Source organism: Kitasatospora saccharophila (genome assembly GCF_039529925.1).
Classification (GTDB): domain Bacteria; phylum Actinomycetota; class Actinomycetes; order Streptomycetales; family Streptomycetaceae; genus Kitasatospora; species Kitasatospora saccharophila.
Genome location: NZ_BAAANS010000034.1, coordinates 44,401 through 67,952, shown reverse-complemented (window position 1 = coordinate 67,952; position 23,552 = coordinate 44,401). Strand labels below are relative to the sequence as shown.

Annotated in this window: 27 protein-coding genes; 12 read left to right on the top strand and 15 right to left on the bottom strand. The window is 74.9% G+C overall.

What is annotated here, in order from left to right; all coding sequences use genetic code 11:
* Positions 1-29: 29 nt before the first annotated feature.
* From ABD345_RS23990 to ABD345_RS23980, 3 genes are all read right to left on the bottom strand, one after another.
* Positions 30-965, bottom strand: a complete 936-nt coding sequence (locus ABD345_RS23990; RefSeq protein WP_344554659.1) for a WXG100 family type VII secretion target — start codon at positions 963-965, stop codon at positions 30-32.
* Complete coding sequence (locus ABD345_RS23985) at positions 962-1,288, bottom strand: type VII secretion target (RefSeq protein WP_344554658.1); 327 nt, start codon at positions 1,286-1,288, stop codon at positions 962-964. The genes ABD345_RS23990 and ABD345_RS23985 overlap by 4 nt, the downstream gene beginning before the upstream one ends.
* A 144-nt stretch (positions 1,289-1,432) precedes the next feature.
* Entirely contained in the window at positions 1,433-1,789 is a 357-nt protein-coding gene (locus ABD345_RS23980) for a DUF6204 family protein (protein ID WP_344554657.1), read from the bottom strand.
* Positions 1,790-1,882: 93 nt separating this feature from the next.
* On the opposite strand from ABD345_RS23980, the gene purB reads away from it, so the two are divergent.
* Positions 1,883-3,313 (top strand): adenylosuccinate lyase, encoded by a 1,431-nt coding sequence (gene purB, locus ABD345_RS23975; RefSeq protein WP_380275700.1) that lies wholly within the window; start codon positions 1,883-1,885, stop codon positions 3,311-3,313.
* A gap of 552 nt (positions 3,314-3,865) precedes the next feature.
* Entirely contained in the window at positions 3,866-4,135 is a 270-nt protein-coding gene (locus tag ABD345_RS23970; RefSeq protein ID WP_344554655.1) for a hypothetical protein, read from the top strand.
* A 59-nt stretch (positions 4,136-4,194) separates the two neighbouring features.
* Here the strand turns inward: ABD345_RS23970 and ABD345_RS23965 are convergent, their stop codons facing one another.
* From ABD345_RS23965 to ABD345_RS23955, 3 genes are all read right to left on the bottom strand, one after another.
* The gene (locus ABD345_RS23965; RefSeq protein WP_344554654.1) at positions 4,195-4,710 is read right to left on the bottom strand and encodes a hypothetical protein; all 516 of its coding nucleotides are present in this window, start codon (positions 4,708-4,710) and stop codon (positions 4,195-4,197) included.
* 741 nt (positions 4,711-5,451) lie between these two features.
* Positions 5,452-6,948 (bottom strand): MFS transporter, encoded by a 1,497-nt coding sequence (locus ABD345_RS23960; protein WP_344554653.1) that lies wholly within the window; start codon positions 6,946-6,948, stop codon positions 5,452-5,454.
* A 64-nt stretch (positions 6,949-7,012) separates the two neighbouring features.
* Positions 7,013-7,957, bottom strand: coding sequence for an AurF N-oxygenase family protein (locus tag ABD345_RS23955; RefSeq protein ID WP_344554652.1), 945 nt, complete (start codon positions 7,955-7,957; stop codon positions 7,013-7,015).
* Positions 7,958-8,102: 145 nt separating this feature from the next.
* Here ABD345_RS23955 and ABD345_RS23950 point away from each other — a divergent pair, with 145 nt between their 5' ends.
* Positions 8,103-9,107 carry a PHP domain-containing protein gene (locus ABD345_RS23950; protein WP_344554651.1) on the top strand — a complete coding sequence of 335 codons (1,005 nt, stop codon included), beginning with the start codon at positions 8,103-8,105 and terminating at the stop codon, positions 9,105-9,107.
* A 228-nt stretch (positions 9,108-9,335) separates the two neighbouring features.
* Positions 9,336-10,010 (top strand): VOC family protein, encoded by a 675-nt coding sequence (locus tag ABD345_RS23945; RefSeq protein WP_344554650.1) that lies wholly within the window; start codon positions 9,336-9,338, stop codon positions 10,008-10,010.
* 10 nt (positions 10,011-10,020) lie between these two features.
* Here the strand turns inward: ABD345_RS23945 and ABD345_RS23940 are convergent, their stop codons facing one another.
* Positions 10,021-10,821: a tyrosine-protein phosphatase gene (locus ABD345_RS23940; protein WP_344554649.1), complete on the bottom strand. Its 801-nt coding sequence runs from the start codon at positions 10,819-10,821 to the stop codon at positions 10,021-10,023.
* Positions 10,822-11,107: 286 nt separating this feature from the next.
* On the opposite strand from ABD345_RS23940, the gene ABD345_RS23935 reads away from it, so the two are divergent.
* Together ABD345_RS23935 and ABD345_RS23930 are read left to right on the top strand one after the other, a co-directional pair.
* A complete protein-coding gene (locus ABD345_RS23935) occupies positions 11,108-11,674 on the top strand; it encodes a DJ-1/PfpI family protein (RefSeq protein ID WP_344554648.1) in 567 nt (188 codons plus the stop codon).
* Between the two features lie 64 nt (positions 11,675-11,738).
* A complete protein-coding gene (locus ABD345_RS23930; RefSeq protein ID WP_344554647.1) occupies positions 11,739-12,341 on the top strand; it encodes a TIGR03086 family metal-binding protein in 603 nt (200 codons plus the stop codon).
* Between the two features lie 9 nt (positions 12,342-12,350).
* Here ABD345_RS23930 and ABD345_RS23925 read toward each other — a convergent pair whose 3' ends face one another.
* Entirely contained in the window at positions 12,351-12,929 is a 579-nt protein-coding gene (locus tag ABD345_RS23925) for a TetR/AcrR family transcriptional regulator (protein ID WP_344554646.1), read from the bottom strand.
* 434 nt (positions 12,930-13,363) lie between these two features.
* Here ABD345_RS23925 and ABD345_RS23920 point away from each other — a divergent pair, with 434 nt between their 5' ends.
* Positions 13,364-14,803, top strand: a complete 1,440-nt coding sequence (locus ABD345_RS23920; protein ID WP_344554645.1) for an MFS transporter — start codon at positions 13,364-13,366, stop codon at positions 14,801-14,803.
* 153 nt (positions 14,804-14,956) lie between these two features.
* On the opposite strand, the gene ABD345_RS23915 is transcribed toward ABD345_RS23920, so the two are convergent.
* Positions 14,957-15,346, bottom strand: coding sequence for an SCO5389 family protein (locus ABD345_RS23915; protein ID WP_344554644.1), 390 nt, complete (start codon positions 15,344-15,346; stop codon positions 14,957-14,959).
* A gap of 181 nt (positions 15,347-15,527) precedes the next feature.
* Between ABD345_RS23915 and ABD345_RS23910 the strand changes: the two genes are divergently transcribed.
* The gene (locus ABD345_RS23910; RefSeq protein ID WP_344554643.1) at positions 15,528-15,797 is read left to right on the top strand and encodes a DUF2630 family protein; all 270 of its coding nucleotides are present in this window, start codon (positions 15,528-15,530) and stop codon (positions 15,795-15,797) included.
* Positions 15,798-15,836: 39 nt separating this feature from the next.
* Here the strand turns inward: ABD345_RS23910 and ABD345_RS23905 are convergent, their stop codons facing one another.
* Positions 15,837-16,319 (bottom strand): MarR family winged helix-turn-helix transcriptional regulator, encoded by a 483-nt coding sequence (locus ABD345_RS23905; RefSeq protein WP_344554642.1) that lies wholly within the window; start codon positions 16,317-16,319, stop codon positions 15,837-15,839.
* 187 nt (positions 16,320-16,506) lie between these two features.
* On the opposite strand from ABD345_RS23905, the gene ABD345_RS23900 reads away from it, so the two are divergent.
* On the top strand, positions 16,507-16,917 hold the full coding sequence (locus tag ABD345_RS23900) for an organic hydroperoxide resistance protein (RefSeq protein WP_344554641.1): 411 nt from the start codon (positions 16,507-16,509) through the stop codon (positions 16,915-16,917).
* Between the two features lie 88 nt (positions 16,918-17,005).
* Here the strand turns inward: ABD345_RS23900 and ABD345_RS23895 are convergent, their stop codons facing one another.
* On the bottom strand, positions 17,006-17,788 hold the full coding sequence (locus tag ABD345_RS23895) for an SGNH/GDSL hydrolase family protein (RefSeq protein WP_344554640.1): 783 nt from the start codon (positions 17,786-17,788) through the stop codon (positions 17,006-17,008).
* Between the two features lie 170 nt (positions 17,789-17,958).
* Here ABD345_RS23895 and ABD345_RS23890 point away from each other — a divergent pair, with 170 nt between their 5' ends.
* Entirely contained in the window at positions 17,959-18,180 is a 222-nt protein-coding gene (locus ABD345_RS23890) for a DUF6126 family protein (protein WP_344554639.1), read from the top strand.
* Positions 18,181-18,194: 14 nt separating this feature from the next.
* Here the strand turns inward: ABD345_RS23890 and ABD345_RS23885 are convergent, their stop codons facing one another.
* Complete coding sequence (locus tag ABD345_RS23885) at positions 18,195-18,557, bottom strand: UBP-type zinc finger domain-containing protein (protein WP_344554638.1); 363 nt, start codon at positions 18,555-18,557, stop codon at positions 18,195-18,197.
* Between the two features lie 279 nt (positions 18,558-18,836).
* Here ABD345_RS23885 and ABD345_RS23880 point away from each other — a divergent pair, with 279 nt between their 5' ends.
* Both ABD345_RS23880 and ABD345_RS23875 read left to right on the top strand, forming a co-directional pair.
* Entirely contained in the window at positions 18,837-19,412 is a 576-nt protein-coding gene (locus tag ABD345_RS23880) for a TerD family protein (protein WP_123564260.1), read from the top strand.
* A 183-nt stretch (positions 19,413-19,595) separates the two neighbouring features.
* A complete protein-coding gene (locus tag ABD345_RS23875; protein ID WP_344554637.1) occupies positions 19,596-20,591 on the top strand; it encodes an aldo/keto reductase in 996 nt (331 codons plus the stop codon).
* Positions 20,592-20,692: 101 nt separating this feature from the next.
* Here ABD345_RS23875 and ABD345_RS23870 read toward each other — a convergent pair whose 3' ends face one another.
* The 3 genes from ABD345_RS23870 to ABD345_RS23860 all read right to left on the bottom strand — a co-directional run bounded on the left by ABD345_RS23870 (position 20,693) and on the right by ABD345_RS23860 (position 22,968).
* A complete protein-coding gene (locus ABD345_RS23870) occupies positions 20,693-20,923 on the bottom strand; it encodes a DUF6296 family protein (RefSeq protein ID WP_344554636.1) in 231 nt (76 codons plus the stop codon).
* A 96-nt stretch (positions 20,924-21,019) separates the two neighbouring features.
* A complete protein-coding gene (locus ABD345_RS23865; RefSeq protein ID WP_344554635.1) occupies positions 21,020-21,919 on the bottom strand; it encodes an NAD(+)/NADH kinase in 900 nt (299 codons plus the stop codon).
* Positions 21,916-22,968 carry an SPFH domain-containing protein gene (locus ABD345_RS23860; RefSeq protein ID WP_344554634.1) on the bottom strand — a complete coding sequence of 351 codons (1,053 nt, stop codon included), beginning with the start codon at positions 22,966-22,968 and terminating at the stop codon, positions 21,916-21,918. Before ABD345_RS23860 ends, ABD345_RS23865 begins: the two co-directional genes overlap by 4 nt.
* Positions 22,969-23,552: the final 584 nt, after the last annotated feature.

The following is a 23,552-nucleotide window of genomic DNA, read 5'->3' as shown; positions in this document are numbered from 1 at the left end:
GGGTGCGGGTCGGTGGAGCGCGGGCCTGCTCAGCCGAAGGCGTCCTCGAAGCGCCGACGGCGCTCCTCGGGGCTGAGCGCGGGCGGCTGCGCGGGCTGGGCCGCGCCGAGGCGCTCGCGCAGCGCCGTGCTGGGGCCGGGCGTGCCGCCGATCCGGTCGTCGGCCTCGTCGCCGAGGATGCCCGCGCCGCTCTGCACCGCCTGCTGGACGGTCTGCCCGACCGGGTTGCCGGTCAGGCCGATGCCGTGCAGTCCCGCCTTGCCGATGGCCTTGACGCCGGTCTTGGCCAGGTACGCCTCGACGTCCAGCGGCTTGTTCCAGGTCCAGGGCTTCTTCGGGTTGAGGTGCGGACGTTTGGAGACCGCCTTGAGCGCCTTCATCGCGTCGGCGATCTTCTTCAGCGCGCTGGCGAGCTTCCGCACCAGGTTGGCTATCCGGGCGCTGGCGATCGAACCCTCGGCGGCGGCCGCGGCCGCCTCGGCGGCGAGCGACACCCCGGCGGTGATCACGCTGAAGGCGAGCGAGGCGGCGAACGTGATGATCGCCCATTCGATCAGCTCGCGGATCACCGTCTCGACCAGGTCCTGCGCCATCCGGGACTCGGCGGCGGCCTCGGTGAGCAGTTCGGCGGTGCCCTCCATGTCCGCCGCCTCGGCCTCCAGGGCCTGCTCCAGCTCGGCGAGTTCGGCCTGCAGGGCGTCGGCCGCCGCCCCCTCCCACTCGCCGGCCAGCGCGGCCCGGTCGCGCCGCTGGTCGGCGATCAGCTCGCGCAGCTGCTCGGCCTGCCGCTGCCACAGCCGGGCGGCGTCCTCCAGCCCCTCGGGGTCGCCGGTGACGAACTCCAGGGGCTCCGCGAGCGGTTCCACGAGGGGCCGCATGATCCCGTCGACCACGCTGCCCAGCGGGCTCATCCAGTTGTTGATCTTCGTGTAGGCGTCGACCGCGCCCGAGACCGGCCCGCTCATCCGCCCAGCCCCGCCGAGATCGCCCGCATGTCCTGCCCGGTGGCCTCGTCCGCCCGCTCGTACGCCGCGGCCATGCCCTCGGCGTACTCGGCGATCCGGTCCATGGTGTCGCCGGCCGCGCCCGCGTTCTCGATCGCCGCCTCCGACCGCTCCACGTAGTCGCGGCCGGTCTCGTCGGCCTCCGGGAGCTTCCCGAACGCCGACACCGACAGCTGGTGCGCGCCGAGTTCGGAGCGGATCGCCCGCAGCCGCTCGGCCCGCTCGCCGCTGGTGCGGGCGAACCGGCGCAGCGCGTCCGGATCGACCCTGAATTCCCCCGCCATCGCGGTGCCCCTCTTCTTCCCCGTTGCCCGGCCCGCGCGTATGGACGGTGCCATGCGCAGGCCATGAGTTGGCAAAGAAGCTAACACGGGGTCAACCGGTCCGGACAGGGCGGGCGTCGGTCCGCCCGCCCGGGCCCCGGCGGCTCAGCCCTTCCGCCGGGCCTCCTGCTTCTGCCGCGCCCCCAGCGCCGCCAGCGCCATGTCCTGCGCCTGCGACTTCAGGTTCTTGTAGCCGTACCCGCGGTCGGTCAGCCACAGCTCCGCCGCCGTCTCGGCCCGCACCGACGCCGCCACCACGTCCTCCTCCGCCTCCCCGTGCTCCAGGAACCGGAAGGTGAAGAACGGCCGCGCCGACAGGTCGTACGTCAGGTGCCCCTCCTCGGTGAACTCCGCCCGCAGCACGTCGTGCTCGGCGGCCGCGGCCTGCAGCTCGGCCCGCTGCTCGTCGGTCAGGGCGTCGAAGGAGCCGCGGACCATGATCCGGAAAGTGCGCTTGGTCATGGCCGGACCCTAACCCGCCGCCCCCGCCGCGCTCATCCCGGTTTCCGGACGCGCTTCGTCCTCCCCTGACCTTGACTGTTAGGCTTGCGAAACGTGAGCGCGAAGCCCAAGATCCCCAATGTCCTGGCCTCCCGGTACGCCTCGGCGACCCTGGCCCAGCTGTGGTCCCCCGAGCACAAGGTGGTCCTGGAGCGCCACCTGTGGCTGGCCGTCCTGAAGGCGCAGCAGGACCTCGGTATCGAGGTGCCGCCCACCGCGATCGCCGACTACGAGCGGGTCGTGGACCAGGTCGACCTGGCCTCCATCGCCAACCGCGAGAAGGTCACCCGGCACGACGTGAAGGCCCGGATCGAGGAGTTCTCCGAGCTCGCCGGGCACGAGCAGATCCACAAGGGCATGACCTCGCGCGACCTCACCGAGAACGTCGAGCAGCTGCAGATCCGCCAGTCGCTGGAGCACGTCCGCGACCGCACGGTGGCCGTCCTGGTCCGCCTCGGCCGCCTCGCCGCCCAGTACGGCGAACTGGTCATGGCCGGCCGCTCGCACAACGTCGCCGCCCAGGCCACCACCCTCGGCAAGCGCTTCGCCACCGCCGCCGACGAGGTGCTGGTCGCCTACGTCCGGCTGGAGGAGCTGATCGCCCGCTACCCGCTGCGCGGGATCAAGGGCCCGGTCGGCACCGCCCAGGACATGCTCGACCTGCTGGGAGGCGACGCCGACAAGCTCGCCGAGCTGGAGCGCCGGGTGGCCGGCCACCTCGGCTTCGAGAACGTCTTCACCTCGGTCGGCCAGGTCTACCCGCGCTCGCTCGACTACGACGTGGTCTCCGCCCTCGTCCAGCTCGCCGCCGGCCCCTCCAGCCTGGCCAAGACCATCCGCCTGATGGCCGGCCACGAGCTGGTCACCGAGGGCTTCAAGGCCGGCCAGGTCGGCTCCTCGGCGATGCCGCACAAGATGAACACCCGCTCCTGCGAGCGCGTCAACGGCCTCGCCGTCATCCTGCGCGGCTACGCCTCGATGACCGCCGAGCTCGGCGGCGACCAGTGGAACGAGGGCGACGTCTCCTGCTCGGTGGTGCGCCGGGTCGCGCTGCCGGACGCGTTCTTCGCCTTCGACGGCCTGCTGGAGACCTTCCTGACCGTCCTCGACGAGTTCGGCGCCTTCCCCGCCGTGGTCGAGGCCGAACTGGACCGCTACCTCCCGTTCCTCTCCACCACCAAGGTCCTGATGGCCGCGGTCCGGGCCGGCGTCGGCCGCGAGGCCGCGCACGAGGTCATCAAGGAGCACGCGGTGGCCGCCGCCCTGGCGATGCGCGAGGGCGCCCGCGAGAACACCCTCGTCCCCGCGCTGGCCGCCGACCCGCGCATCCCGCTCGACCACGCCGCCCTCGACGCGCTGCTCGCCGACCGCCTCTCCTTCACCGGCGCCGCCGCCGCCCAGGTCGGCGAACTCGTCCGCCGCATCGAAGCGGTGGCCGCCGCCCACCCGGAGGCCGCCAAGTACGCGCCCGGCGACATCCTCTGACCCTCCGCCGGCGTTCGGCCGGCGACCGGTCGCGCCCAACTGCCCGTCCCCGGAAGGACTTCGGGGGCGGGCAGCGCGCTGGACGGCCCCTTGGCAAGGGTTGCCCGGGGCCGTAGGGTCAAGACCCGGCCGGGCCGGACGGCCGATCGGCCAAATCGGGTCGGCGGACGGAGCGTTCCGGTCCGATTCCGTGCGCGGGCGGCAACTGTCCGGGGTGGTTGCCCGATTCGCGAACCGGGCGGGTAAGTTACGCCTTGAACGAGCACCTGATGCCTGGTCAGACGGAACGGGGGAATGTCTGGTGGGTCAGCCTTGGCGTGCTGCGCCGCGTCTGTTCGTCGAACCGCCCGTGCGTGCGGGCCTGGACTCGTGACCGCAGGGCAGGTACGGCGCCGGAGGGGCGGCACGTTACAGGACCCCGGTGCCACCTGGGGGCAGACAGCCGGAATCGGGGATCGGACGCGGGGTTCGGGGGGTAGACAGAACATGTCCGTCACGACGTCGACAGCGCAGACGCCGCCGGAGGCCCCCAACCCGCACGGGAAGCCAGCGATGCGACCGATCAAGCCGACCGCCAGGACCGTCGCCAGGTCCGCCACCCCCGGAACGCGGATCCCCGCCAGCGCGGTGATCGGCTACATCGGGGTGTGCGGTGCGCTCGACCTGCTGCTGTCCGCCGCGCTCGCCGGGCTCCTGGCCGGCGGCACGGGCGGCGCGGGGACGGCGCTGGTGTTCGGCGCCTTCTTCGTTCCGGTCGGTGTCGCCTCCGTGCTCAGCGCGGACCGGGTGCTCACCACGGTGGCGCGGCGCCGCGGGCGGTGACCCTCCCCGGGGCCGGGGCCGGGGCCGGGGCCGGTACCGGGACCGCCCGGAGCCCGGTCTCAGCGCCGCCGCGCCCCCGGGGGCCGGTCGCGCGGTGCGGGGGGCCGGTCCTCGGCAGCGGCGGCGCGCTGGCGGTTCGCCCGGGCGCCGCGGACGACTCCCCAGCCGGCCAGCACCGCCGTGCCCAGGCCGCCGGCGACGGCGAGCGGAACGCTGTGGAGCATCCGGCCGGCGGCGGGGATCACGAAGGAGAAGACGGCGCCGAGCGCGCCCAGCACCAGGATGAACCGGACCGTGTCGCCGGTGTCCCGGCTGACCTCCCGCAGGTGGCCGACCAGGCGGTCGAAGAACGCCAGCGGCCCGTTGCCCAGCTGCTCCGGCGGCGTGGGCGCCAGCGGTTCGGGGGCGCGGTCGCTCCGCGGGGCGTTCTCGCGCGGCGCCCGCGGCTCCGGGGCCTGCGGCTTCGGCGTCCGCGGCTGCGGGGCCTGCGGCTCCGGGCGTCGGTTCGGCTTGCGACCGCCGTCACCGCCGCGCGGCGCGGGCGTCCGGCCGTCGGTCGGCGGTTCCTGCGGCACCCGGTCGGGCCGTGCTCCCCGGGGGCCCCGGTTCCGGCCGCCGCCGCTCTGGCGGGGAAGTCGGGGCGTCGGCGTGTCCGGCCGACTGCCGGCGGACGGCTCCGGCGGCGGAGGCTCGGTGGCGCTGCTGGTCACGAACGTGCGGTCTCGTTTCGGGCTAGCGGAGTCGACCGGTGGGCCGCCCCGGGTGAGGAGCCGAATGACGGGGCTCCGGGGCCGGTCGTCGATCCCGGCCGGACCCCGAGGGGGAGCCACCGCTCGGTGGTGTCCCCGGGCGGGTGCGGCCGTCGGGCCGCACCACTTCCAGTAACGGCCGGGGGTGGTCAACCGTCCCTCCACCGACCGCGTCTCGGTGCCGTCTCATTAGCGCCACTGGGTCGGACCGGCACCCGCGGTGCCCGCCCGGCCCTCTCTGTCCCCGCCTTCGTCGTCGCGCCCGGAGCAGAGCCTCCGGTGTCCTACCTCATCAGCGCCCCAGGGCGGGCTCTCGGAGCCGCTGGGCGTGCGCGCTACCTTACCGTCAACGTGCGACGACCGACGGTAACCCGATCGGGTGCATCGCGCGCGTGACCGGAGTCTAGCCCCTGCCCCTCGCCCTGGCATCCGGCCAGTGATCCGAAAATTGACGGTCAGTCAAGCACGGTATGGTCAAGAAGTTTGCCGGACGGCCGAGTTGGGCCGCCGGGGAGGCGGGCCCCGGTCTCCGGGCGGGCGGGGTCCAGCTCGCGTGCACGGATCGTTTCAGGCCGTGCGGCCGGAACCGGGCGCTTCGCCGTCCGGGTGCATCGGGGGCGTGGTCGGGGCGCAGTACCAGTCGCAGTCCGGTTCGGCGACCGGGTGCGGCGGGGCCAGCGCGTCGGAGCGGACGGTGGCGAAGGCCAGGGCGGCGCCGGCGGCCAGCAGGGCGGCGCAGATCAGCATCGAGGTGCGGAACGCGGCGTCGACCTCGGTCGGGACGCGGTAGGCGTCGCCGCTCAGGCCCGCCAGCGGGGGGATCGCGGCGACCGCGAACAGGCCCGCCGCCCGGGCCGCCGCGTTGTTGACGCCCGAGGCGATGCCCGCCCGGCGGACGTCCACGGCCGCCAGCACGGTCGCGGTCAGCGGGGCGACCAGCAGCGTCATCCCGGCGCCCTGCACGGTGACGGCGGGCAGCACGTCCAGCCAGTAGTTCGCGTCCGGCCCGATCCGCAGCATCAGCAGCACGCCCGCGGCCACCACCAGCGGCCCCGCCGTCAGCGGCAGCCGCGGCCCCACCGCCCGGCCGAGCTTTCCGGCCCGGCCGGAGAACAGCAGCATCAGCACGGTGATCGGCACCAGCGCGACGCCCGACAGCAGCGGCGTGAACCCGGCCACGACCTGCAACTGCACCGTCAGCAGCAGGAACACCCCGCTGAACGCCCCGTACACGCAGAGCGTCACCAGGTTGACCGAGGTGAACAGCCGGGAGCGGAACAGCGACAGCGGCAGCATCGGGTTCGCCGAGCGGTGCTCGACCAGCACGAACGCCGCCGCCAGCGCCAGGCCCGCCAGCCCGGCCGCCACCGCGCCCGGGGTCAGCCCCGAGCCGGCCTCGGTCAGCGCGTAGGTGATCCCGGCCAGCGCCAGCGCCGCCAGCAGCGCGCCCGGCAGGTCGAAGCGGCCGGAGGCGTCCGGGTCGCGGCTCTCCGGGACGTGCCGGGCCGTCACCGCGACCACCACCGCGGCCGGCGGCAGGTTCAGCAGGAAGATCCACCGCCAGCCCGGGCCGTCCACCAGCCAGCCGCCCAGGAACGGGCCGACCGCCGCCGCCACCCCGCCCAGGCCGGACCAGGCCCCCACCGCGCCCGCCCGGTCCTCCTCGGCGAACACCGCCTGCAGCATCGCCAGTGAACCGGGCGTCAGCAGCGCCCCGCCCACGCCCTGCAACGCCCTTGCCAGCACCAGCAGTTCGACGTTCGGCGCGGCCGCGCACCCGGCCGAGGCGAGGGCGAACCAGCACACCCCGAGCAGGAACACCCGCCGCCGCCCGTACCGGTCGCCGAGCGAGCCGCCCAGCAGGATCAGCGCGGCCAGCGTCAGCATGTACGCGTTGACCGTCCACTGCAGCGCCGACAGGCCCGCGCCCAGGTCCGCGCCGATCCGCGGCAGCGCCACGTTCACCACCGTGCCGTCCAGCATCGCCATGCCGGAGCCCAGCGCCGTCGCCGCCACCACCCACCGGCCGCGGCCCGTGCCGAGGCGGATCCCGTTGTCGTCCACGCTCAGAGTCTCGGGCAGCGGGGGTGGCGGCGGGGCGCGGCGCGCAGGCGGCGCGGGCGGCGGGTCAGGGCAGCAGCGCGGCGCGCCGCCAGGAGCGGGCGGTGGCCGGGGTGAGGACGCCCAGCTCGGTGAAGAACTCCAGCGCCTTGCGGGCCCAGTCGATCCGGGCCTGCCGCCAGTGCGGGTTGGCCCCGGCGGCGCGGCGGGCCTCGGCCGGGTCCAGCCCGGCCAGCGCGTACACCCGCGGGTGCACGATCTCGGCCACCGCCTGCCGGGCCAGCAGGGCCAGCGCCCGCCGGAACACCGCCCGCCGGGCGGGCGTCATCGCGGCCCAGCGGCGCTCCAGTTCGGGCTTGGCGTAGCCGATGTGCCGGGCCTCCTCGACCACGTGGATCCGGGCCACCGCGCGGGCCAGCGGCTGCAGCGACTCGTCGCGGACCATCTCGCGCTGCATCGCGTCGGTGAACTCCTCGACGAAGATCGCCCCGGCGAAGGTCATGGTGGTGTCGTTGAGCAGGAAGTGCAGCTTGCCCAGCCGGTCCGCCCGTCGGGTCGGCCGGGCCGAGGGGTAGCCGGTGGCGGTGATGTAGCGGGCGAACATGGTGGAGTGCCGACACTCGTCGGCGACCTCGGTCAGTGCGTACTGGGCGTGCCCGGTGGTCAGGTCGCCCGCGTAGACGTGCCGGATCAGACCCTCCATCAGCACCAGCTCGAACCAGATCCCGGCGGCCGTGGTGGACGCGAACTGGTGCACGCTCAGCCGGGCCCGGGCCCGCTCGTCCAGCCGCTCCCACAGCGGGGTGCCGTACAGCGCGACGCGGTGCGCGGGCAGCGCGTAGTGGTCCGGGTCGACGGGGGCGGACCAGTCGATCTCGGTCAGCGGGTCGTACGAGTGCCGGGCGGAGGCGCGCAGCAGGCGGGCGGCGTTGCGTTCGCGGTCGGCGTTGCGCTGCCGGGCGGGGGTCCGCGGCGGGGCGGGGTGCTGCGGCGGGACGGTGGTGTCGGGCACGGGCGGGCTCCGGAGGGTGGGGGTGCGACGGGGGCTCCGGGACGAGTAAACCAATGAGACAGAGTGTCAACAAGGGGTCCGGGCCGATCGGCCGCGGCGGACCCGCCCGCGTGCGGCGCCGCCCGGCCCCGCGCAGACTGGCCGCATGGACCCGGTCACCGCCCTGGAACGCATCGCCTTCCTGCTGGAACGCGAACTCGCCTCCCCGCACCGGGTCGGGGCGTTCCGCACCGCCGCCGTCGCCGCCGCCGCGCTGCCCCCCGAACCGATCGACGCCGCCCAGGCCGAGCGCCTCCCCGGCGTCGGCCCCGTCACCGCCCGGGTGATCGCCGACGCCTCGGTCGGCCGCACCCCCCAGTACCTGCTGGACACCGAGGCTCGCGCCGCCGCCGGACCCGCCCCGTCCACCGCCGCGCTCCGGCTGCGCGAGAAGCTCCAGGGCGACTGCCACCTGCACTCCGACTGGTCCGACGGCACCGCCCCGATCGAACGGATGGCCCGCACCGCCCGCACCCTCGGCCACCACTGGGCCGTCCTCACCGACCACTCGCCCCGCCTCACCGTCGCCTGCGGCCTCAGCGCGGACCGGCTGCGCGAACAGCTCGACCTGATCGAGGAACTCAACGCCCGCACCGCCCCGTTCCGGCTGCTCACCGGCATCGAGTGCGACGTCCTCCCCGACGGCACGCTCGACCAGGACGAGGAGTTGCTCGGCCGGCTGGACGTGGTGGTCGCCTCCGTCCACTCCGAGCTGCGGGCGGAACCCGACGCGATGACGCGCCGCCTGCTCGCCGCCGTCCGCAACCCGCTGGTCGACGTCCTCGGCCACTGCACCGGCCGCAAGCTCGGCGAGCGGCCCCGCCCGCCCTCCGCGTTCGACGCCGAGGCCGTCTTCACCGCCTGCCGGGAGCACGACACCGCCGTCGAGATCAACTGCCGCCCCGACCGCCAGGACCCGCCCGACGACCTGCTCGCCCTCGCCGCCGACCTCGGCTGCCTGTTCGCGATCGACACGGACGCGCACGCCCCGGGCGAGCTGGACTGGCAGATCGACGGTTGCGAGCGGGCGGTGGGGGTGGGGGTGGATGCGGAGCGGATCATCACGGCCTGGTCGGTGGACCACCTGCTGGCGTGGGCGGGGGCGCGGTAGGGGGAGCGCCTGCGGCGGGCTTGAGGGGGGAGGGGAGGTGGTGCGAGCTGGACTGGCAGATCGACGGTTGCGAGCGGGCGGTGGGGGTGGGGGTGGATGCGGAGCGGATCATCACGGCCTGGTCGGTGGACCACCTGCTGGCGTGGGCGGGGGCGCGGTAGGGGAGTGCCTGCGGGGGCGGGCGGGGGGTGGTGACGTGTTGTCAGTGCGGGTCGGTAGCCTGCGCGGATGACTGATGTGCAGGAAGAGACGCGGATCAGGCCGTTGGCGTTCCACGCGGCGGGTGGGACCGAGGACTGGCGGGTGCTGGGGGAGGGGGCGTGCGCGTTCTTCCGGACGGAGTCGTTCGGGGCGGGGGCGCGGCTGGTCGGGGCGATCGGGGAGGCGCTGGCGGGCGTCGGGGAGGCGGACGTGGACCTGCGGCCGGAGGGCGTGACCGTCCGGCTGATCGAGGCGGGGGCGGAGTACTACGGGCTGACCGGGCGGCACGTGGAGCTGGCCCGGTTGGTGTCCGGCGTCGCCCGGGAGCTCGGGGCGGTCGCCGACCCGGGCGGCGTGCAGACCGTCCAGGTCACCGTCGACGCGCTGGACGTGCCCGCCGTGGTCGCGTTCTGGCGGGCGCTGCTCGGCTACCGGGACCGCTCCGGCAGCCCGGAGGACCTGCTCGACCCGGTCCGCCGCGGCGCGCCGTTCTACTTCCAGCAGATGGACGGGCCCCGCCCGCAGCGCAACCGGGTGCACGTGGACGTCTGGGTGCCGCACGACCTCGCCGAGCGGCGGATCGCGGCCGCGATCGCCGCGGGCGGCCGCCTGGTGACGGACGAGCACGCCCCGAATCACTGGGTGCTGGCCGACCCGGAGGGCAACGAGGCGTGCGTGGGAGCCGCGGGGGCGGCGGGCTGACGGGCGGCGCTCAGGCCGTCTCGACCAGGCGCTCGCGCAGGCTCTCCAGGGTGTCGTCCTTCAGGCCGAGCCCGGCCCGGGCGTAGCTCTCGGCGTCGCCCCAGTGCCCGGTGAGGACGTCGAGCGCGGCGTCCAGGTACTCGGCGCGGACCGAGAACACGGCGTCCGCGACCTCCGGGTCGCCGCCCGCCGCGAGGAAGCGCTCCACCAGCGGGGCGTAGTGCGCGCGGACCGCCGGGTCGACGGACAGGTACTCGGTGCGGACGGTCCGCTCGTCCGCACCGAGCAGCAGCAGGAGCAGGGTCGCGCCCCAGCCGGTGCGGTCCTTGCCCGCGGTGCAGTGGAAGAGCACCGGGCCGCCGCCCCGGTGGGCGAGCGCGGTGAGCAGCTGCTTGTACGCCTGCCGGGCGGACGGCGAGGTCACGAACGCCCGGTAGTCCTCGCGCAGGGCGCCCGCGGCCCGGCCGCCGCCCAGGGCCCGGTTGGCGCCGGACGGATCGGCGAGGGCCGCCGCCAGCGCGGCCGTCGCGCCGCTGCCCGACTCGTCCGCGAGCACGTCCGCGACCAGCAGGTGCGCCCCGCCGGGGACGCGGTCGGGGAAGGCGGCGCGCTCGGCGGCGGTGCGCAGGTCGACGACGGTGCGCACGCCCAGCGCGCCGAACATCGGGTCGCCGGCCGGGTCGAGCCGGTCCAACTGGCCGGAGCGCAGCGCCAGTCCGGGCCGCACCCGGTTCCCGCCGGGCAGGTCGATGCCGCCGAGGTCGCGCAGGTTGGCGACGGTGGCGGAGTCCACGAGGTGCGAGTGCTGCATGACGGCCTCCCTGTCGACGGACCCGGAGAAGGGGCGGACCCTGCCAGCACGCTAGGCGGGCCCCGGGCGGGTCGCCCCCGGAGTACCCCCGGCCGGGCGGACGGCGGCGGCGGACGGCGGAGCGGTCGAGGGGCGGTCCAGGGGGCGGTCGGGGGGCGCGCGCCCCCGGGCCGCGGCGCGCCGTGCGCGCCCCTTGATTGACGCGGCGTCAGCGGGCAGGGTGGGCTGCGCCCGACCCCGCGGGGGCCGGGCGGTGCCAGGCACGAAGAAGGGACGGAATCCCCGGATGGCAGCGAAGATCCTGATCATCACCGGTGACGCGGCGGAGTCGCTGGAGGTGTTCTACCCGTACCAGCGGCTGCTGGAGGAGGGCTACGAGGTCGACATCGCCGCGCCGACCAAGAAGACCCTGCAGTTCGTGGTGCACGACTTCGTCCCGGGGTACGACACGTACACCGAGAAGGCCGGGTACACCTGGCCCGCCGACCTGGCGTTCGAGGACGTCGACCCGGCGCAGTACGTCGCGCTGGTGCTGCCCGGCGGCCGGGCTCCCGAGTACCTGCGCAACGACCCGCAGGTGCAGCGGATCGTCGCCGCGTTCGTCGAGGAGGACAAGCCGCTCGCGCAGATCTGCCACGGCCCGCTGATCACCCTGCGGACCGGCTCGCTGGCCGGGCGGCGCACCGCCGCGTACCCGGCGCTGGAGCCGGACGTGGCGGCGGGCGGCGCGGACTTCGTGGACGGGGACGCGGTGGTGGACGGCGTCGTGGTCTCGGCCCGGGCCTGGCCGGACCACCCGTCCTGGATGCGGGCGTTCGTCAAGCTGCTGCGCGAGAAGGCCCCGGTCGAGTAACCGCCGGACGCGGCACGGGGTGTCGGCTTGCCCGCCCGGCCCCGGGCGGGCGAGCGTGTACCCCATGGCAGCACACCTCGACGGACCGGCCCTGCTCGCGCTGCACGCCCGGGCGCTGGAGCGCTTCGGCGCGCTGGTCCGGTCCGTGCCCGACGACGGCTGGCGGGCGCCCACCCCGTGCACGGACTGGACGGTGCGCCAGCTGGTCGGCCACCTGACCTCCGAGCAGCTCTGGGTGCCCGCGCTGCTCTCCGGGGCCACCGTCGCCGAGGTCGGCGACCGCTTCGACGGCGACGCGCTGGGCGACGACCCGGTCGCCGCCTGGACGGCCGCCGCCGACGCGGCCCGGGCCGCGTTCGCCGCGCCGGGCGCGCTGGAGCGCACCGTGCACCTGTCGTACGGCGCGCGGCGGGCCGCCGGGTACGCCCGCGAGATGACCGTGGACGCGGTCGTGCACGGCTGGGACCTGGCCCAGGGGATCGGCGCCGACGCCACGATCGACCCGGCCGCCGCCGAGTTCGCGCTCGCCGAACTCGCCCCGCAGGCCGACGGGTTGGCCGCCTCCGGGCTGTTCGCCGAGGCGGTGCCCGTCCCGGCCGACGCGGACGCCGCGACCCGGCTGCTGGGCCTGGTCGGCCGCGACCCCGCGCACCCGCTGGGCCGCTAGGCCGGGCCCTCAGCGGCGGGCGCGCACCCCGTCCAGGGCGATGGCCAGGACGTGATCGCGCTGCCCCTCCTCGGGGAACGCCACCGAGGTGATGCCGGAGACCATCCGCAGCAGGTCGTCGATGTCCATGTCGGGACGCACCTCGCCGGCCGCCTGGGCGCGCAGGACCAGGGGGGTGCCCCCGGCGTACATCGACTGCCGGCAGGCGTGGAAGACCTCCGACTCCTCGCCGGCCAGCGCCTCCCGGATCGCCCGCTTGGTCACCGCGTACTCGACGAACCGGCGCAGCCAGGTGGTCAGCGCCTCCCACGGCGGCAGGTCGGCGACCCGCTGGGCGATCCGGTCGAGGTCCTCGACCTCGGAGGCGTAGACCGCCTCGAACAGGTGCCGGCGGGTGGGGAAGTTCCGGTAGAGGGTGCCGATGCCGACGCCGGCCCGCCGGGCGATGTCCTCCAGGGAGGCTTCGGAGCCGTGCTCGGCGAAGGCCTCGCGGGCGGCGACGAGCAGCGCGTCGAAGTTGCGGGCGGCGTCCGCGCGGCGCGGGCGCTGGGCGGCGAGGAACTCGCTCACCACGATCTGATCCGGCACGGGGACCTCGTTCTCGACGTTTCCGGACGGGCGGGCGGGGGTGGTGCGCGGACGGCCGGGGTGCTGTTCGGCGGTGCTTGTCCGGGCGCCGTTCGACGGCGGCCCGGGGAATCCGGAAACCGGATTGAACCGGAGGTGCGCCTCCGCTAATCTGGAGGCACGCCTCGACTTTAGCACCGGGGCCCCGACTTCGGCCCGTCGCGTACCGGCGGACCGGCCGTTCCGCCGTACCCTCCGCCCGCCCGACGACGCCGGGTGACCGTACGGCCACCACGCGCACCGCACTCGCGCACCGCACCACCAGATCCGCGCCCGGCCGTCACGGCCCGGCGGCGCCGACGCGCCGTCCGGGCCGGGTTCGACCGGCGCCCGTTCTCCTGCCGTGGCGCGCGCCCCGTTCACCGCGCGCCCGCCCCGAGTCCCGAGAGGGTTCGATGAACCGCCAATCCCCCCGCCTGACCTTCGGCGTGCTCGCCGTCGGCGCCGGCGTGTACGCGCTGCTGCAGTCGCTGATCACGCCCGCCCTCCCGATCGTCCAGGAGGAGATGCACACCACGCAGTCCACCGTCACCTGGGTGATGACCGCGTACCTGCTCTCCGCCTCGGTCTTCACCCCGATCCTCGGCCGGGTCGGCGACCTGGTCGGCAAGAAGCGCACCCTGGTCGCCGCCCTGGTCGCGCTGCTGGTCGGCTGCCTGGTCGCCGCGCTCGCGCCGAACATCACGGTGCTGATCGTCGCCCGGGTGATCCAGGGCATCGCCGGCGCGCTGTTCCCGCTCTCCTTCGGCATCATCCGCGACGAGTTCCCGCCCGCGCGGGTCTCCGGCGGCATCAGCAACATGTCCGCGGTGATCGCCGTCGGCAGCGGCCTGGGCATGGTCCTGGCCGGCCCGATCGTCGGCGCCTTCAACTACCGCTGGCTGTTCTGGCTGCCCGTCATCGTGGTCGCCGGCACCGTCCTGCTCGCCCACCGCTACGTCCCCGAGTCGCCCAGCCGCAGCGAGGGCAGCGTCGACTGGTTCTCCTCCGTGCTGCTCTCCGGCTGGCTGGTCGCGCTGCTGCTGCCGGTCAGCCAGGCATCCCAGTGGGGCTGGGCCTCGACCAAGGTGCTCGGCCTGCTCGCCGTCGCCGTCGTGCTGTTCGCCGCCTGGGCGTTCAACGAGTCCCGCTCCCGCAACCCGCTGATCGACCTGCGGGTGATGCGGCTGCCCGCCGTGTGGACCACCAACACCGCGGCCCTGCTGTTCGGCGGCGGCATGTACGCGGTCTGGGCCTTCCTGCCCGGCTTCGTGCAGATGCCCTCCAGCGCCGGCTACGGCTTCGGCTCCAGCGTCACCGGCGCCGGCCTGCTGATGCTGCCGATGGTCGCCGCCATGTTCGTGGCCGGCGTGCTCGGCGGCCGCCTGGCCGGGCGCTTCCCCGCCAAGGCCCAGCTGGTCGCCGGCGCCCTGCTCGGCGCCGTCGCCTGCGCGCTGCTCGCCGCCCGGCACGGCACCCCCGCGGACGTCGCGATCGCCGCGGGCGTGTTCGGCCTCGGCATCGGACTGGCCTTCGCCTCGATGAGCAACCTCATCGTGCAGGCCGTCCCCGCCGCCCAGACCGGCGCCGCCACCGGCATGAACGCCAACATCCGCACCATCGGCGGCTCGATGGGCGCCGCGCTGATGACCGGCCTGGTCACCGGCCACCTGCAGGCCGACGGGCGCCCCGCCGAGTCCGGCTACACCCACGGCTTCGCCCTGCTGGCCGCGTTCTGCCTGGCCGCCGCGCTGGCCGCGCTGCTCGTCCCGACCCGGCGCCCCGCCGCCCCCGCGCCGGTGGAGGGTTCGGCGGTCGAGCGCTCCGGGCTCCCCCGGGAGGCGGTCGGCGGGTGAGCCCCCGCGGGTCCGCGGATGGGGACCGACGGGTGCCGGGCCGGGTGACACGCGGGTGCGCGTCGCCCGGCCCGGCGGCTTCCGGGGTCGTGCGGCCGGGCCCGACCGGTAGGGGCCGACCGGCGGGGTCCGTCCGGCGGGGTCCGTCCGGCCTCAGCAGTCGCGCAGTTCCGGCGACTGGTTCAGCAGTTGGGCCCGGGGCGAGGTGAACTTCCGGTAGGCGTCGGTGTGTTCGGCGTGCGGGTGGAAGGCCGCCAGCCGGTGGCAGTTCTGGAAGGCCAGCTTCACCGAGAAGTGCCGCTCCAGGGCGCCGCGGATCGAGTCGCTGGCCAGCGCCCGGAGCAGCTGCGCCCGCTCGGCCTCGCTCGGCGCCACCGTGTTGTCGGCGAACTCGGCGTCGGTGACCGCGAGTTCGGCCGTCAGGTCGTTGACCAGTCGGTAGGCGTAGGGCAGTGAGGTGCGGACGGTGGCGAGGAAGTCGGCGTCGGCGACCTCGTCGCGCTCGGCCAGGGCCAGCAGGGTGGGGGAGACGTCCAGCGACATGGCGGATCGGACCTTCCGGTCTAGTGGTAGTGGAAGTCGTTTTCAACAAGTGATCCTGTCCTTCCCCTGACGCACTGTCAATTACGCTCCCCCGTTCGGCGCGGCACCCCGGTGCCGCCCGGCTCGCGGCCGCCACCGGGCCTTCCTAGAGTGGGTGGCAGACGACCGCGAGGAGACCCCGATGAGTGAGCAGAGCGGCACCGGCGGCACCGACCGCCGCATCCTGGAGCGGATCAGCGAGATGGTCGAGGCCGAGCGCGGCCTGCGCGCCGCCCTCGCCGAGGGCCGCATCGACGAGTCCACCGAGCACCGCGAGCTCAAGGACATCGAGGAGCAGCTCGACCAGTGCTGGGACCTGCTGCGCCAGCGCCGCGCCCGGGTCCGCGCGGGCGACGACCCCGACGGGGCGAGCGTGCGCAGCGTGGACGAGGTCGAGCGCTACGAGTCGTAGCGCGGCGGCGCGGGGGTGCGGCGCTGCGGCCGGGGGTCGTCAGGCCCCGGTGGCGGCGTCCAGGTTGGCCGTGACGCGGCCGAGCAGCTCGCGCAGGGCGCGCAGGTCGTCCAGCGGCAGTCCGGCGGCGGCCAGGATCCGGCGCGGGACGCTCAGCGCGCCCTCGCGCAGTTCGCGCCCGGCCGGGGTGGTGCTGACGATCACCGAGCGCTCGTCCTCCGGGCTGCGCTCGCGCACCACCAGGCCGGCCGCCTCCAGCCGCTTGAGAAGCGGGGAGAGGGTGCCGGAGTCCAGCCGCAGGCGCTCGCCGAGCTGCTTGACCGGCAGTGCCCCGTCCTCCCAGAGCACCAGCATCACCAGGTACTGCGGGTAGGTGAGGCCGAGCTCCTTGAGCGCGGTGCGGTAGACGCCGCCGAACGCGCGGGAGGCGGCGTTCAGCGAGAAGCAGATCTGCTGGTCGAGCAGGAGCAGGTCCGCGTCCTCGCCGCCGGGGGTGCGGGGGGTCTCGCCGTGCCAGGTCATGGCCCCAGGGTAGCAAGCGGCCCATTCAGTTGTGCGCAATTGAATTGTGTGCTGTAGTTATGGGCAGGACGAGGCGGCCCCGGGGCCCGGAACCGTACGGAGGCGCACCGCCGACGGGAAACCGGGCCCCGGCGCCGACGGACGGCCGGAAACGGACCAGGCAGCAGGACGTGAGGAGAACACCGCGATGAACCCGCTCTACACCGCAGTCGCCACCGCCAACGGCCGGGAGGGCCGGGCCGTCAGCTCGGACGGCCGGCTCGACCTCAAGCTCTCCCCGCCGCCCGCGCTGGGCGGCGACGGCGAGGGCACCAACCCCGAGCAGCTGTTCGCGGCCGGGTACGCGGCCTGCTTCGCCAGCGCGCTGGGCGTGGTCTCCCGGCAGCAGAAGGTGGACGTCTCGGACGTCTCGGTGACCGCCGAGGTCACCATCGGCAAGGACGAGGGCGGCTTCGGCCTCTCCGTCGTCCTGCGGGTCGAGCTGCCGGAGTCGCTGGCCGGCGAGGCCGGTGAGCTGCTGGTCAAGCAGGCCCACCAGGTCTGCCCCTACTCCAGGGCCACCGCCGGGAACGTTCCGGTGGAGCTGGTCGTCGAATAGGGCGAGGCAGGGGTCTCGGTTGGGGTCTGCGGGCCGCGTCCACATGGGGGTGGAGCGGCCCGCAGTGCTGTGCTCCCGGGGGCGGGGCTCAGAGCGGGAGCAGCTCCGGGCGCTTGGCCTCCACGTGGTCGCCGGAGGACTCGCCGCGCAGCCGGCGCCCCACCCAGGGCAGCAGGAAGGTGCGCGCCCACTGCAGGTTCTCCCGGCGCTGGTCGGCCGCCGTGAGGGCGGGCACGGGCGGCCAGGCGGCCTCCGGGTCCGCGTCCACCGGCAGGCCGAGCGAGCGCGCCGCCAACAGCGCCACCCGCTGGTGGCCCTCCGGCGACAGGTGCAGCCGGTCCTCGGACCAGGCCCGCCGGTCGTGCACCGCGCGCAGCGACCACAGGTCGGCGACCGCCAGCCCGTTGCGGTCGGCGATCGCCCGCAGGTGCGCGTTGTACGTGGCGATCTTGCCGCGCAGGTGGCGCAGCACCGGGACGTTGCGGGTGTCGAAGCCGGTGCAGATCAGCACCGTTCCGGCGCTCTCGCGCAGCTCCAGGACGGCCGCCTCGAAGTGCTCGGCGATCAGGTCCGGGTCGCTGCCGGGGCGCAGGATGTCGTTGCCGCCCGCGCACAGGGTCACCAGGTCGGGCCGCAGCGCGCGCACCCGGGGGACCTGCTCGGCGACGACCTGGTCCAGCAGTCGGCCGCGGACGGCCAGGTTGGCGTACCGGAAGTCGTGCTCCGCCCGGCGCGCGGCCAGCATCCCGGCCAGGCGGTCGGCCCAGCCGGCGAACTGGCCGTCGGGCCCGGGGTCGTTGAGGCCCTCGGTGAAGCTGTCACCGAGGGCCGCGTAGGAACTGAGGTCGAGGGTCTCCTGATAGTCGGCCATGCAGGAGATGTTTTACCTTGTGAAGTGACTTACGCCACCGTAGGTGCCCCGTGGCGCAGCGTGATCTCCGCCACGGGCGCGCGATCGGTACCCTGCAAGTGTTCCGGGCGGTGCACGACCCGGCGGTGCGGCAGAGCGGCAGCAGGGCAGCAGCGGACAGGAGGACGGCCGTGACCGGCGAAGCGGTGGGCGGGGAAGCGGCGGCGGTCGGGCAGGCGCCGGTGGCCGGGCCGGTGCCGGCGGTCGGGCAGGTGCCGGTGGTCGGCGACGGGGTGCGCGAGGAGAGTTCGCGCCGCAAGCAGATGCTGGTCCGGGCGCTGATCTACATCGCCGGGACGCACCTGTTCGCCGGGTTCGTGATCCTGCTGTTCGCGGTCGGCGGCCGCCACTGACCCTGCGGGGGCGGTCAGCGCAGGCGCTGCTGCCAGTCGACCGGGACGTGCCCGGCCGGGCCCGGGGCGGGCTGGGTGACGGGGTGGGCAGTCGGGCCGGTCAGCGGCGGGCCCTCGTAGAACTGCTCGGTCTCGATGTTCCAGAACCAGTCCTCGCCGGGTTCGAAGCTGGTGAGGAACGGGTGCCCGGCCGACCGGGCGTGCGCGGTGGCGTGCTGGGACGGGGAGGAGTCGCAGCATCCGATGTGCCCGCAGGCGGTGCACCGGCGCAGGTGGAACCACCAGCCCTGGCCCTCGCCCGCCAGGCACTCCACGCAGCCGTCCCCGCTCGGCGGGACGGCGGGGTCGATACCGGGGATCGTCGTGTCGTCGCTCATCGTGGCACCTCCTCGGCCAGGGTATGCCCGGTGCGGCGGCCGCGCGGCGGAAGCCGGTCCGGCGCGGCGGGGTGGCGGGCGCTTCCGGGCGGGGTAAGGGGCTGCTCCCGGGGGAAGGACGACCGGTGGAGTCGGGGGTGCGGAGGCGGATTCCGTCCTGATCTACAGTGCTGTAGATTCAGCTCGGGCCCGGGACCGATCGAGGGGCCGGGCGACGGCCGCCGCGCCGAACCGGCCGAACTGCCGGGCCCGGTACGGGGAAACCACAGGAGGGCACACATGGGAGTCTCGCTCGCCAAGGGCGGAAACGTCTCGCTGACGAAGGAGGCCCCGGGGCTCACCAACGTCATCGTCGGCCTGGGCTGGGACGTCCGGGCCACCACCGGCGCTGACTTCGACCTGGACGCCAGCGCGCTGCTCTGCAGCGAGGCCGGCCGGGTGCTCAGCGACCAGCACTTCGTCTTCTACAACAACCTGCGCAGCCCCGAGGGCTCGGTCGAGCACAGCGGCGACAACCTGACCGGTGGCGGCGACGGTGACGACGAGCAGATCAAGGTCGACCTGACGGCCGTTCCGCCGCAGGTCGCCAAGGTGGTCTTCCCGGTCTCCATCTACGACGCGGAGAACCGGCACCAGAGCTTCGGCCAGGTCCGCAACGCGTTCATCCGGGTCCTCAACGAGGCCGACGGCAGCGAGGTCGCCCGCTACGACCTCTCCGAGGACGCCTCCACCGAGACCGCCATGGTCTTCGGCGAGCTGTACCGCTACGGCAGCGAGTGGAAGTTCCGCGCGATCGGCCAGGGCTACGCCTCCGGCCTGCGCGGCATCGCGCTCGACTACGGCGTCAACGTCTGACGTCCGCTCAGGTCGCGGCCCGGGCCGCCCCGACGCCTCCGGGCAGCGGGGCGGCCCGCGCCGTCCCCGCCGTCGGTGCCGTCGTTGCTGCTGCCTGGCTGCCTGGTCGCCCGGCTGCCGTTCGCCCGGGCCCGGGGAGTGTCGGCGTTCGAACGGCGCGCCGGACTGTGGCAGGCTCGGCGCATGGAACAGCGTGTACTTGGCAGGACCGGACGCCCGGTCTCGGTGATCGGTCTCGGAACGTGGCAGCTCGGCGCGGACTGGGGCGTGGTGCTGGAGGACGACGCGCTCGCGGTGCTGGAGGCCGCGGCGGACGCCGGGGTGACCTTCTTCGACACCGCGGACGTCTACGGCGACGGCCGCAGCGAGCAGTTGATCGGCCGTTTCCTGAAGGGGCGCGGAAGGGGCGGCGACGCCGGTGAGTTGACGGTCGCCACCAAGCTCGGTCGGCGGCTGCCGCAGCTGCCGGAGAACTACAACCTCGCCAACTTCCGCGCGTGGACCGACCGTTCGCGCCGCAACCTGGGCGTCGAGCGGCTCGACCTGGTGCAGCTGCACTGCCCGCCCACCGCCGTCTACTCCGACGACGAGGTGTTCGACGCGCTCGACACCCTGGTCGCCGAGGACGTCATCGCCGCGTACGGCGTCAGCGTGGAGACCTGTGCGGAGGCGCTGACCGCGATCGCCCGGCCCGGCGTCGCCAGCGTGCAGATCATCCTCAACCCGTTCCGGCTCAAGCCGCTCGACGAGGTGCTGCCCGCCGCCGAGAAGGCGGGCGTCGGCATCATCGCCCGGGTGCCGCTGGCCTCCGGCCTGCTGTCCGGCAAGTACACCAAGGACACCCTGTTCGGCGCGGACGACCACCGCACCTACAACCGGGACGGCTCCGCGTTCGACCAGGGCGAGACCTTCTCCGGCATCGACTTCGAGACCGGCGTCGAGGCCGCCGACGAGTTCGCCCGGTTCGCCCCGCCCGGCGCCACCTCCGCGCAGACCGCGCTGCGCTGGATCGTCCAGCAGCCCGGCGTCAGCTCCGTCATCCCCGGCGCCCGCACGCCCGAGCAGGCCCGCAAGAACGCGGAGACGATGGCGCTGCCGCCGCTGCCGGAGTCGACCCTGCGGGCCGTCCGGGACCTGTACGACCGGCGGCTGCGGGCCCAGGTGCACTCGCGCTGGTAGGAACCGCGACGGGTCGCGGCACGGAGCGCTCACCGGCGGTGGCCGGTGGGCGCTCTCCGTGTTCCGGGGCGGGAGGGGGGCGGGGCCGGGGGCGGTGGTGGTCAGGGCAGGGGTTCGGCGTGCAGCGGGGTGTTCGGGGTCTGGTGGCCGCCGCTGGCCAGCATCCGGACCTCGCCCTGATCGCTGATCTCGGCCTGCACGATGCCGGACGGGTCCGCGTACACCGGGTGACCGCCCGGGCCGCGGGCGCCGGTGGCCTCGACCACCACCACGTCCTGTTCGGCGTGACCGCCGGTCTCCCCGGGGAACGTGAGTGCGAAACGTCGGGTCATGGCCGGGCCTTCTTCCCGTCGGCGTCGTTGGGTGGGCGTCGTTCCATCGTAGGCGGGCCGGGGGCGGCGGCGCGTGATCTCGTGGCGGCGGGGCGGTCAGACCAGCAGGTGCAGGCGCTGCGCGGCCGGGCCGATCCGGACGGTCTGGCCCCAGGTGAGCTGCAGGGCGTCCGACTCGATGCCGTCACCGAAGGCGACCAGCAGTTCGGACTCGACGGTCAGCGCGAGGTGCTGCTCGGCGTCCAGCAGACCCTCCACGCGGGAGGTGCCGGTCACCGGGGACGGCCACGCCTCGCGGACGAACCAGGACAGCCGCGGGGCGGTCGGCGCGGGCAGGTCCAGCCGGCTGGAGCGCTCCAGCCAGGCCGAGCGGCACCAGCCGGTGGCGCCGGTGCCGGTGCCGACCAGCACCCCCGAGGACGCCTGCGACTCGGCGGCGCCGCCCGGCGCGGCCAACCGGTAGCGGGCGGTCTGGTGGCCCGGCTGGCCGAGGTAGACCTCGTTCAGCGCGAGCAGCCGCTGGGTGTCGTCCGCGACCGCCTCCACCATCGTGCGCAGCTCCAGGCGCCGCTCCGCGCCCGGCAGGACGGCCGCCCGCAGCAGCGCCTTCGCCTGCTCGGCCCGGTGCCGGACCAGCACGCCCGCGTTGCGGCCCGGCTCGGCGTCGATGCCGACCACCGGCTGCCCCGCCAGGTACTTCGCGGCGTTGGCCACCAGGCCGTCCTGGCCGACCACCACGACCACGTCCTCCGGGCCGAACAGGAAGCGGTCCAGGTCGGAGCGCTCCACCCGGGCCTGGCGCCAGTCCAGCGGCACCGCGGCCGACACCTCGGCCAGCGCGCCGCGGGTCAGGTGGTGGCGCCGCTCGGCCTCGGCCAGCGAACGGCCGCGCCGGGAGAGGAAGAACTCGGCCTGGCCGCGGGTGCCGTGCCGGGCGATCAGCTCCTCGTACTCGGTGCGCCGGTGGACCAGTACCACCCGCGGGGCGAGGCTCACCGCCCGTTCCCCTCAGGGGCGTTGGGCGTGCCGAGGCGGCTCAGCAGGCCGGTCAGGACGTCCGGGGTGAGGGTGATGCTGTCGATCCGGGGCAGGTGCTCGGCCAGTCGGATCATCGCCAGCGCCCGCAGCACCTCGGGGCCCGCCTGCTGGTGCGCGGCCAGCCAGGCGGCCTCCGCGGCGGCCTTCGCCTCGCCCAACGCCCGTGTCGAATCCGCCTGTTGGGCGGCCAGCGTGCCCGCGGCCTCGGCCTCGGCGACCGCCATCCGGGTGCGGCGGGCCGCCTCCGCGTCGGTGCGGACCGCGTCCGCGGCGGCCTTCTGCTCTGCCTCGCGCCGGGCGTTGGCGCCCTGCTGCTCGACCAACTCCTCCTCACGGCGGGCCAGTTCGATCTGACTGGCGAGTTCGTTCTCGGCGATCGTGCGCTCCCGCTCGACCGCGACGGCACGGCGCTCGTAGGTGGCCCGGTCGGCCTCCTGCTGGACCTGCTCGCGGGCCGGGGTGCGCAGGGCCCGCTCCATCTCGGCCTCCGGCCGGACGGCGGTGACGCGCACCGCGAGCACCGACAACCCGATCTCGGCCAGCCGGGGTTCGGCGGCCAGGCCCTCGGCGATCCGGGCCCGGACGGCCGTCACGCCGTCGACCAGGGTGTCGGCGAGCGGGGTGCGGGCGATCAGCTGGAGCGCGTGCTGCTGGGCGGTCTCGGTCAGCAGGGTGCCGAGCTGGGCGAGCGGTTCGGCGCGCCAGCTGCCGGTGTCCGGGTCGATGCCGAAGTCGAGGCGGGTGGCGGCGGTGGTCGGGTCGCTGATCCGGTAGGTCACGGTGGCCTGGACCGCGAGGTCCTGGAAGTCCGCGGTGCGGGCGTGGAACATCATTGCCAACTCGCGGTCATCGGCCGGGACTTCGGAGATCGCGGCGGTGAGCGGCCGGAACCAGAAGGCCAGGCCGGTGCCCTCGTGGGCGAGTTGGCCGCCCCGCAGGTGGCGGATGTGGCTGGTGGGGGCGGAGCGCAGGTGGCGGAAGCCGAAGCGGCGGGTGATGTCGGCCATGGGAGTCGGTTCCCTTTCTTTTCGTCGCACTGACGATAACTGGAGAGGGAGGTTGTCGTCAATACGACGAAAAGGGGGTGTGCGGGGGCGGTCGGGGCCGCGCGTGGGGTTCCGTGCGCGCTTCGCCCGTTCGAGCGGCCTTGCGGGGCACGGCGGTTCGGGGCGCCGGCCGAGTGCGGGCGGCGGCCTAGGGTGCTGATCGGGCGGGCCCGGTGCCGCCGCCCCGGTCGGGCACCGCTGCTTCGGCCGGCCGGCGGGTTCGGCGGCTGCGGCTGCGGCTGCGGCTGCGGGTTCCGTGGTCCGGCCGCCTTTCGGGGCCGACCGCCTTCGCTGCCCGACCGCCTCCTGAAAGGGCCGATCGTGAAACCGTCCCGCACTTCCCCGTGCCCCCTGACCGTCGCCCCGGACGGGTGCGCACGGGCCCGGCTGCCGGTCGCTTCGGCCGGGGGGTTCCGGGTGGCGCCCGTTCTGGCGGCCTCGGTCCTCGCCGCTTCGGTCCTGGGCGCTTCCGTCCTGGCCGCTTCTCCCGTCCTGGCCGTGACGGCTCCGGCCGCTCCGGCTGTTCCGGTTGCTCCGGCCGCCGT

What these genes read in the sequence shown, in the direction of transcription:
- ABD345_RS23990 (WP_344554659.1), bottom strand. Translation starts at nt 965, where the DNA reads ATGAGCGGGCCGGTCTCGGGCGCGGTCGACGCCTACACGAAGATCAAC.
- ABD345_RS23985 (WP_344554658.1), bottom strand. Translation starts at nt 1,288, where the DNA reads ATGGCGGGGGAATTCAGGGTCGATCCGGACGCGCTGCGCCGGTTCGCC.
- ABD345_RS23980 (WP_344554657.1), bottom strand. Translation starts at nt 1,789, where the DNA reads ATGACCAAGCGCACTTTCCGGATCATGGTCCGCGGCTCCTTCGACGCC.
- ABD345_RS23970 (WP_344554655.1), top strand. Translation starts at nt 3,866, where the DNA reads ATGCGACCGATCAAGCCGACCGCCAGGACCGTCGCCAGGTCCGCCACC.
- ABD345_RS23950 (WP_344554651.1), top strand. Translation starts at nt 8,103, where the DNA reads ATGGACCCGGTCACCGCCCTGGAACGCATCGCCTTCCTGCTGGAACGC.
- ABD345_RS23945 (WP_344554650.1), top strand. Translation starts at nt 9,336, where the DNA reads ATGACTGATGTGCAGGAAGAGACGCGGATCAGGCCGTTGGCGTTCCAC.
- ABD345_RS23940 (WP_344554649.1), bottom strand. Translation starts at nt 10,821, where the DNA reads ATGCAGCACTCGCACCTCGTGGACTCCGCCACCGTCGCCAACCTGCGC.
- ABD345_RS23935 (WP_344554648.1), top strand. Translation starts at nt 11,108, where the DNA reads ATGGCAGCGAAGATCCTGATCATCACCGGTGACGCGGCGGAGTCGCTG.
- ABD345_RS23930 (WP_344554647.1), top strand. Translation starts at nt 11,739, where the DNA reads ATGGCAGCACACCTCGACGGACCGGCCCTGCTCGCGCTGCACGCCCGG.
- ABD345_RS23920 (WP_344554645.1), top strand. Translation starts at nt 13,364, where the DNA reads ATGAACCGCCAATCCCCCCGCCTGACCTTCGGCGTGCTCGCCGTCGGC.
- ABD345_RS23915 (WP_344554644.1), bottom strand. Translation starts at nt 15,346, where the DNA reads ATGTCGCTGGACGTCTCCCCCACCCTGCTGGCCCTGGCCGAGCGCGAC.
- ABD345_RS23910 (WP_344554643.1), top strand. Translation starts at nt 15,528, where the DNA reads ATGAGTGAGCAGAGCGGCACCGGCGGCACCGACCGCCGCATCCTGGAG.
- ABD345_RS23905 (WP_344554642.1), bottom strand. Translation starts at nt 16,319, where the DNA reads ATGACCTGGCACGGCGAGACCCCCCGCACCCCCGGCGGCGAGGACGCG.
- ABD345_RS23900 (WP_344554641.1), top strand. Translation starts at nt 16,507, where the DNA reads ATGAACCCGCTCTACACCGCAGTCGCCACCGCCAACGGCCGGGAGGGC.
- ABD345_RS23895 (WP_344554640.1), bottom strand. Translation starts at nt 17,788, where the DNA reads ATGGCCGACTATCAGGAGACCCTCGACCTCAGTTCCTACGCGGCCCTC.
- ABD345_RS23885 (WP_344554638.1), bottom strand. Translation starts at nt 18,557, where the DNA reads ATGAGCGACGACACGACGATCCCCGGTATCGACCCCGCCGTCCCGCCG.
- ABD345_RS23880 (WP_123564260.1), top strand. Translation starts at nt 18,837, where the DNA reads ATGGGAGTCTCGCTCGCCAAGGGCGGAAACGTCTCGCTGACGAAGGAG.
- ABD345_RS23875 (WP_344554637.1), top strand. Translation starts at nt 19,596, where the DNA reads ATGGAACAGCGTGTACTTGGCAGGACCGGACGCCCGGTCTCGGTGATC.
- ABD345_RS23870 (WP_344554636.1), bottom strand. Translation starts at nt 20,923, where the DNA reads ATGACCCGACGTTTCGCACTCACGTTCCCCGGGGAGACCGGCGGTCAC.
- ABD345_RS23860 (WP_344554634.1), bottom strand. Translation starts at nt 22,968, where the DNA reads ATGGCCGACATCACCCGCCGCTTCGGCTTCCGCCACCTGCGCTCCGCC.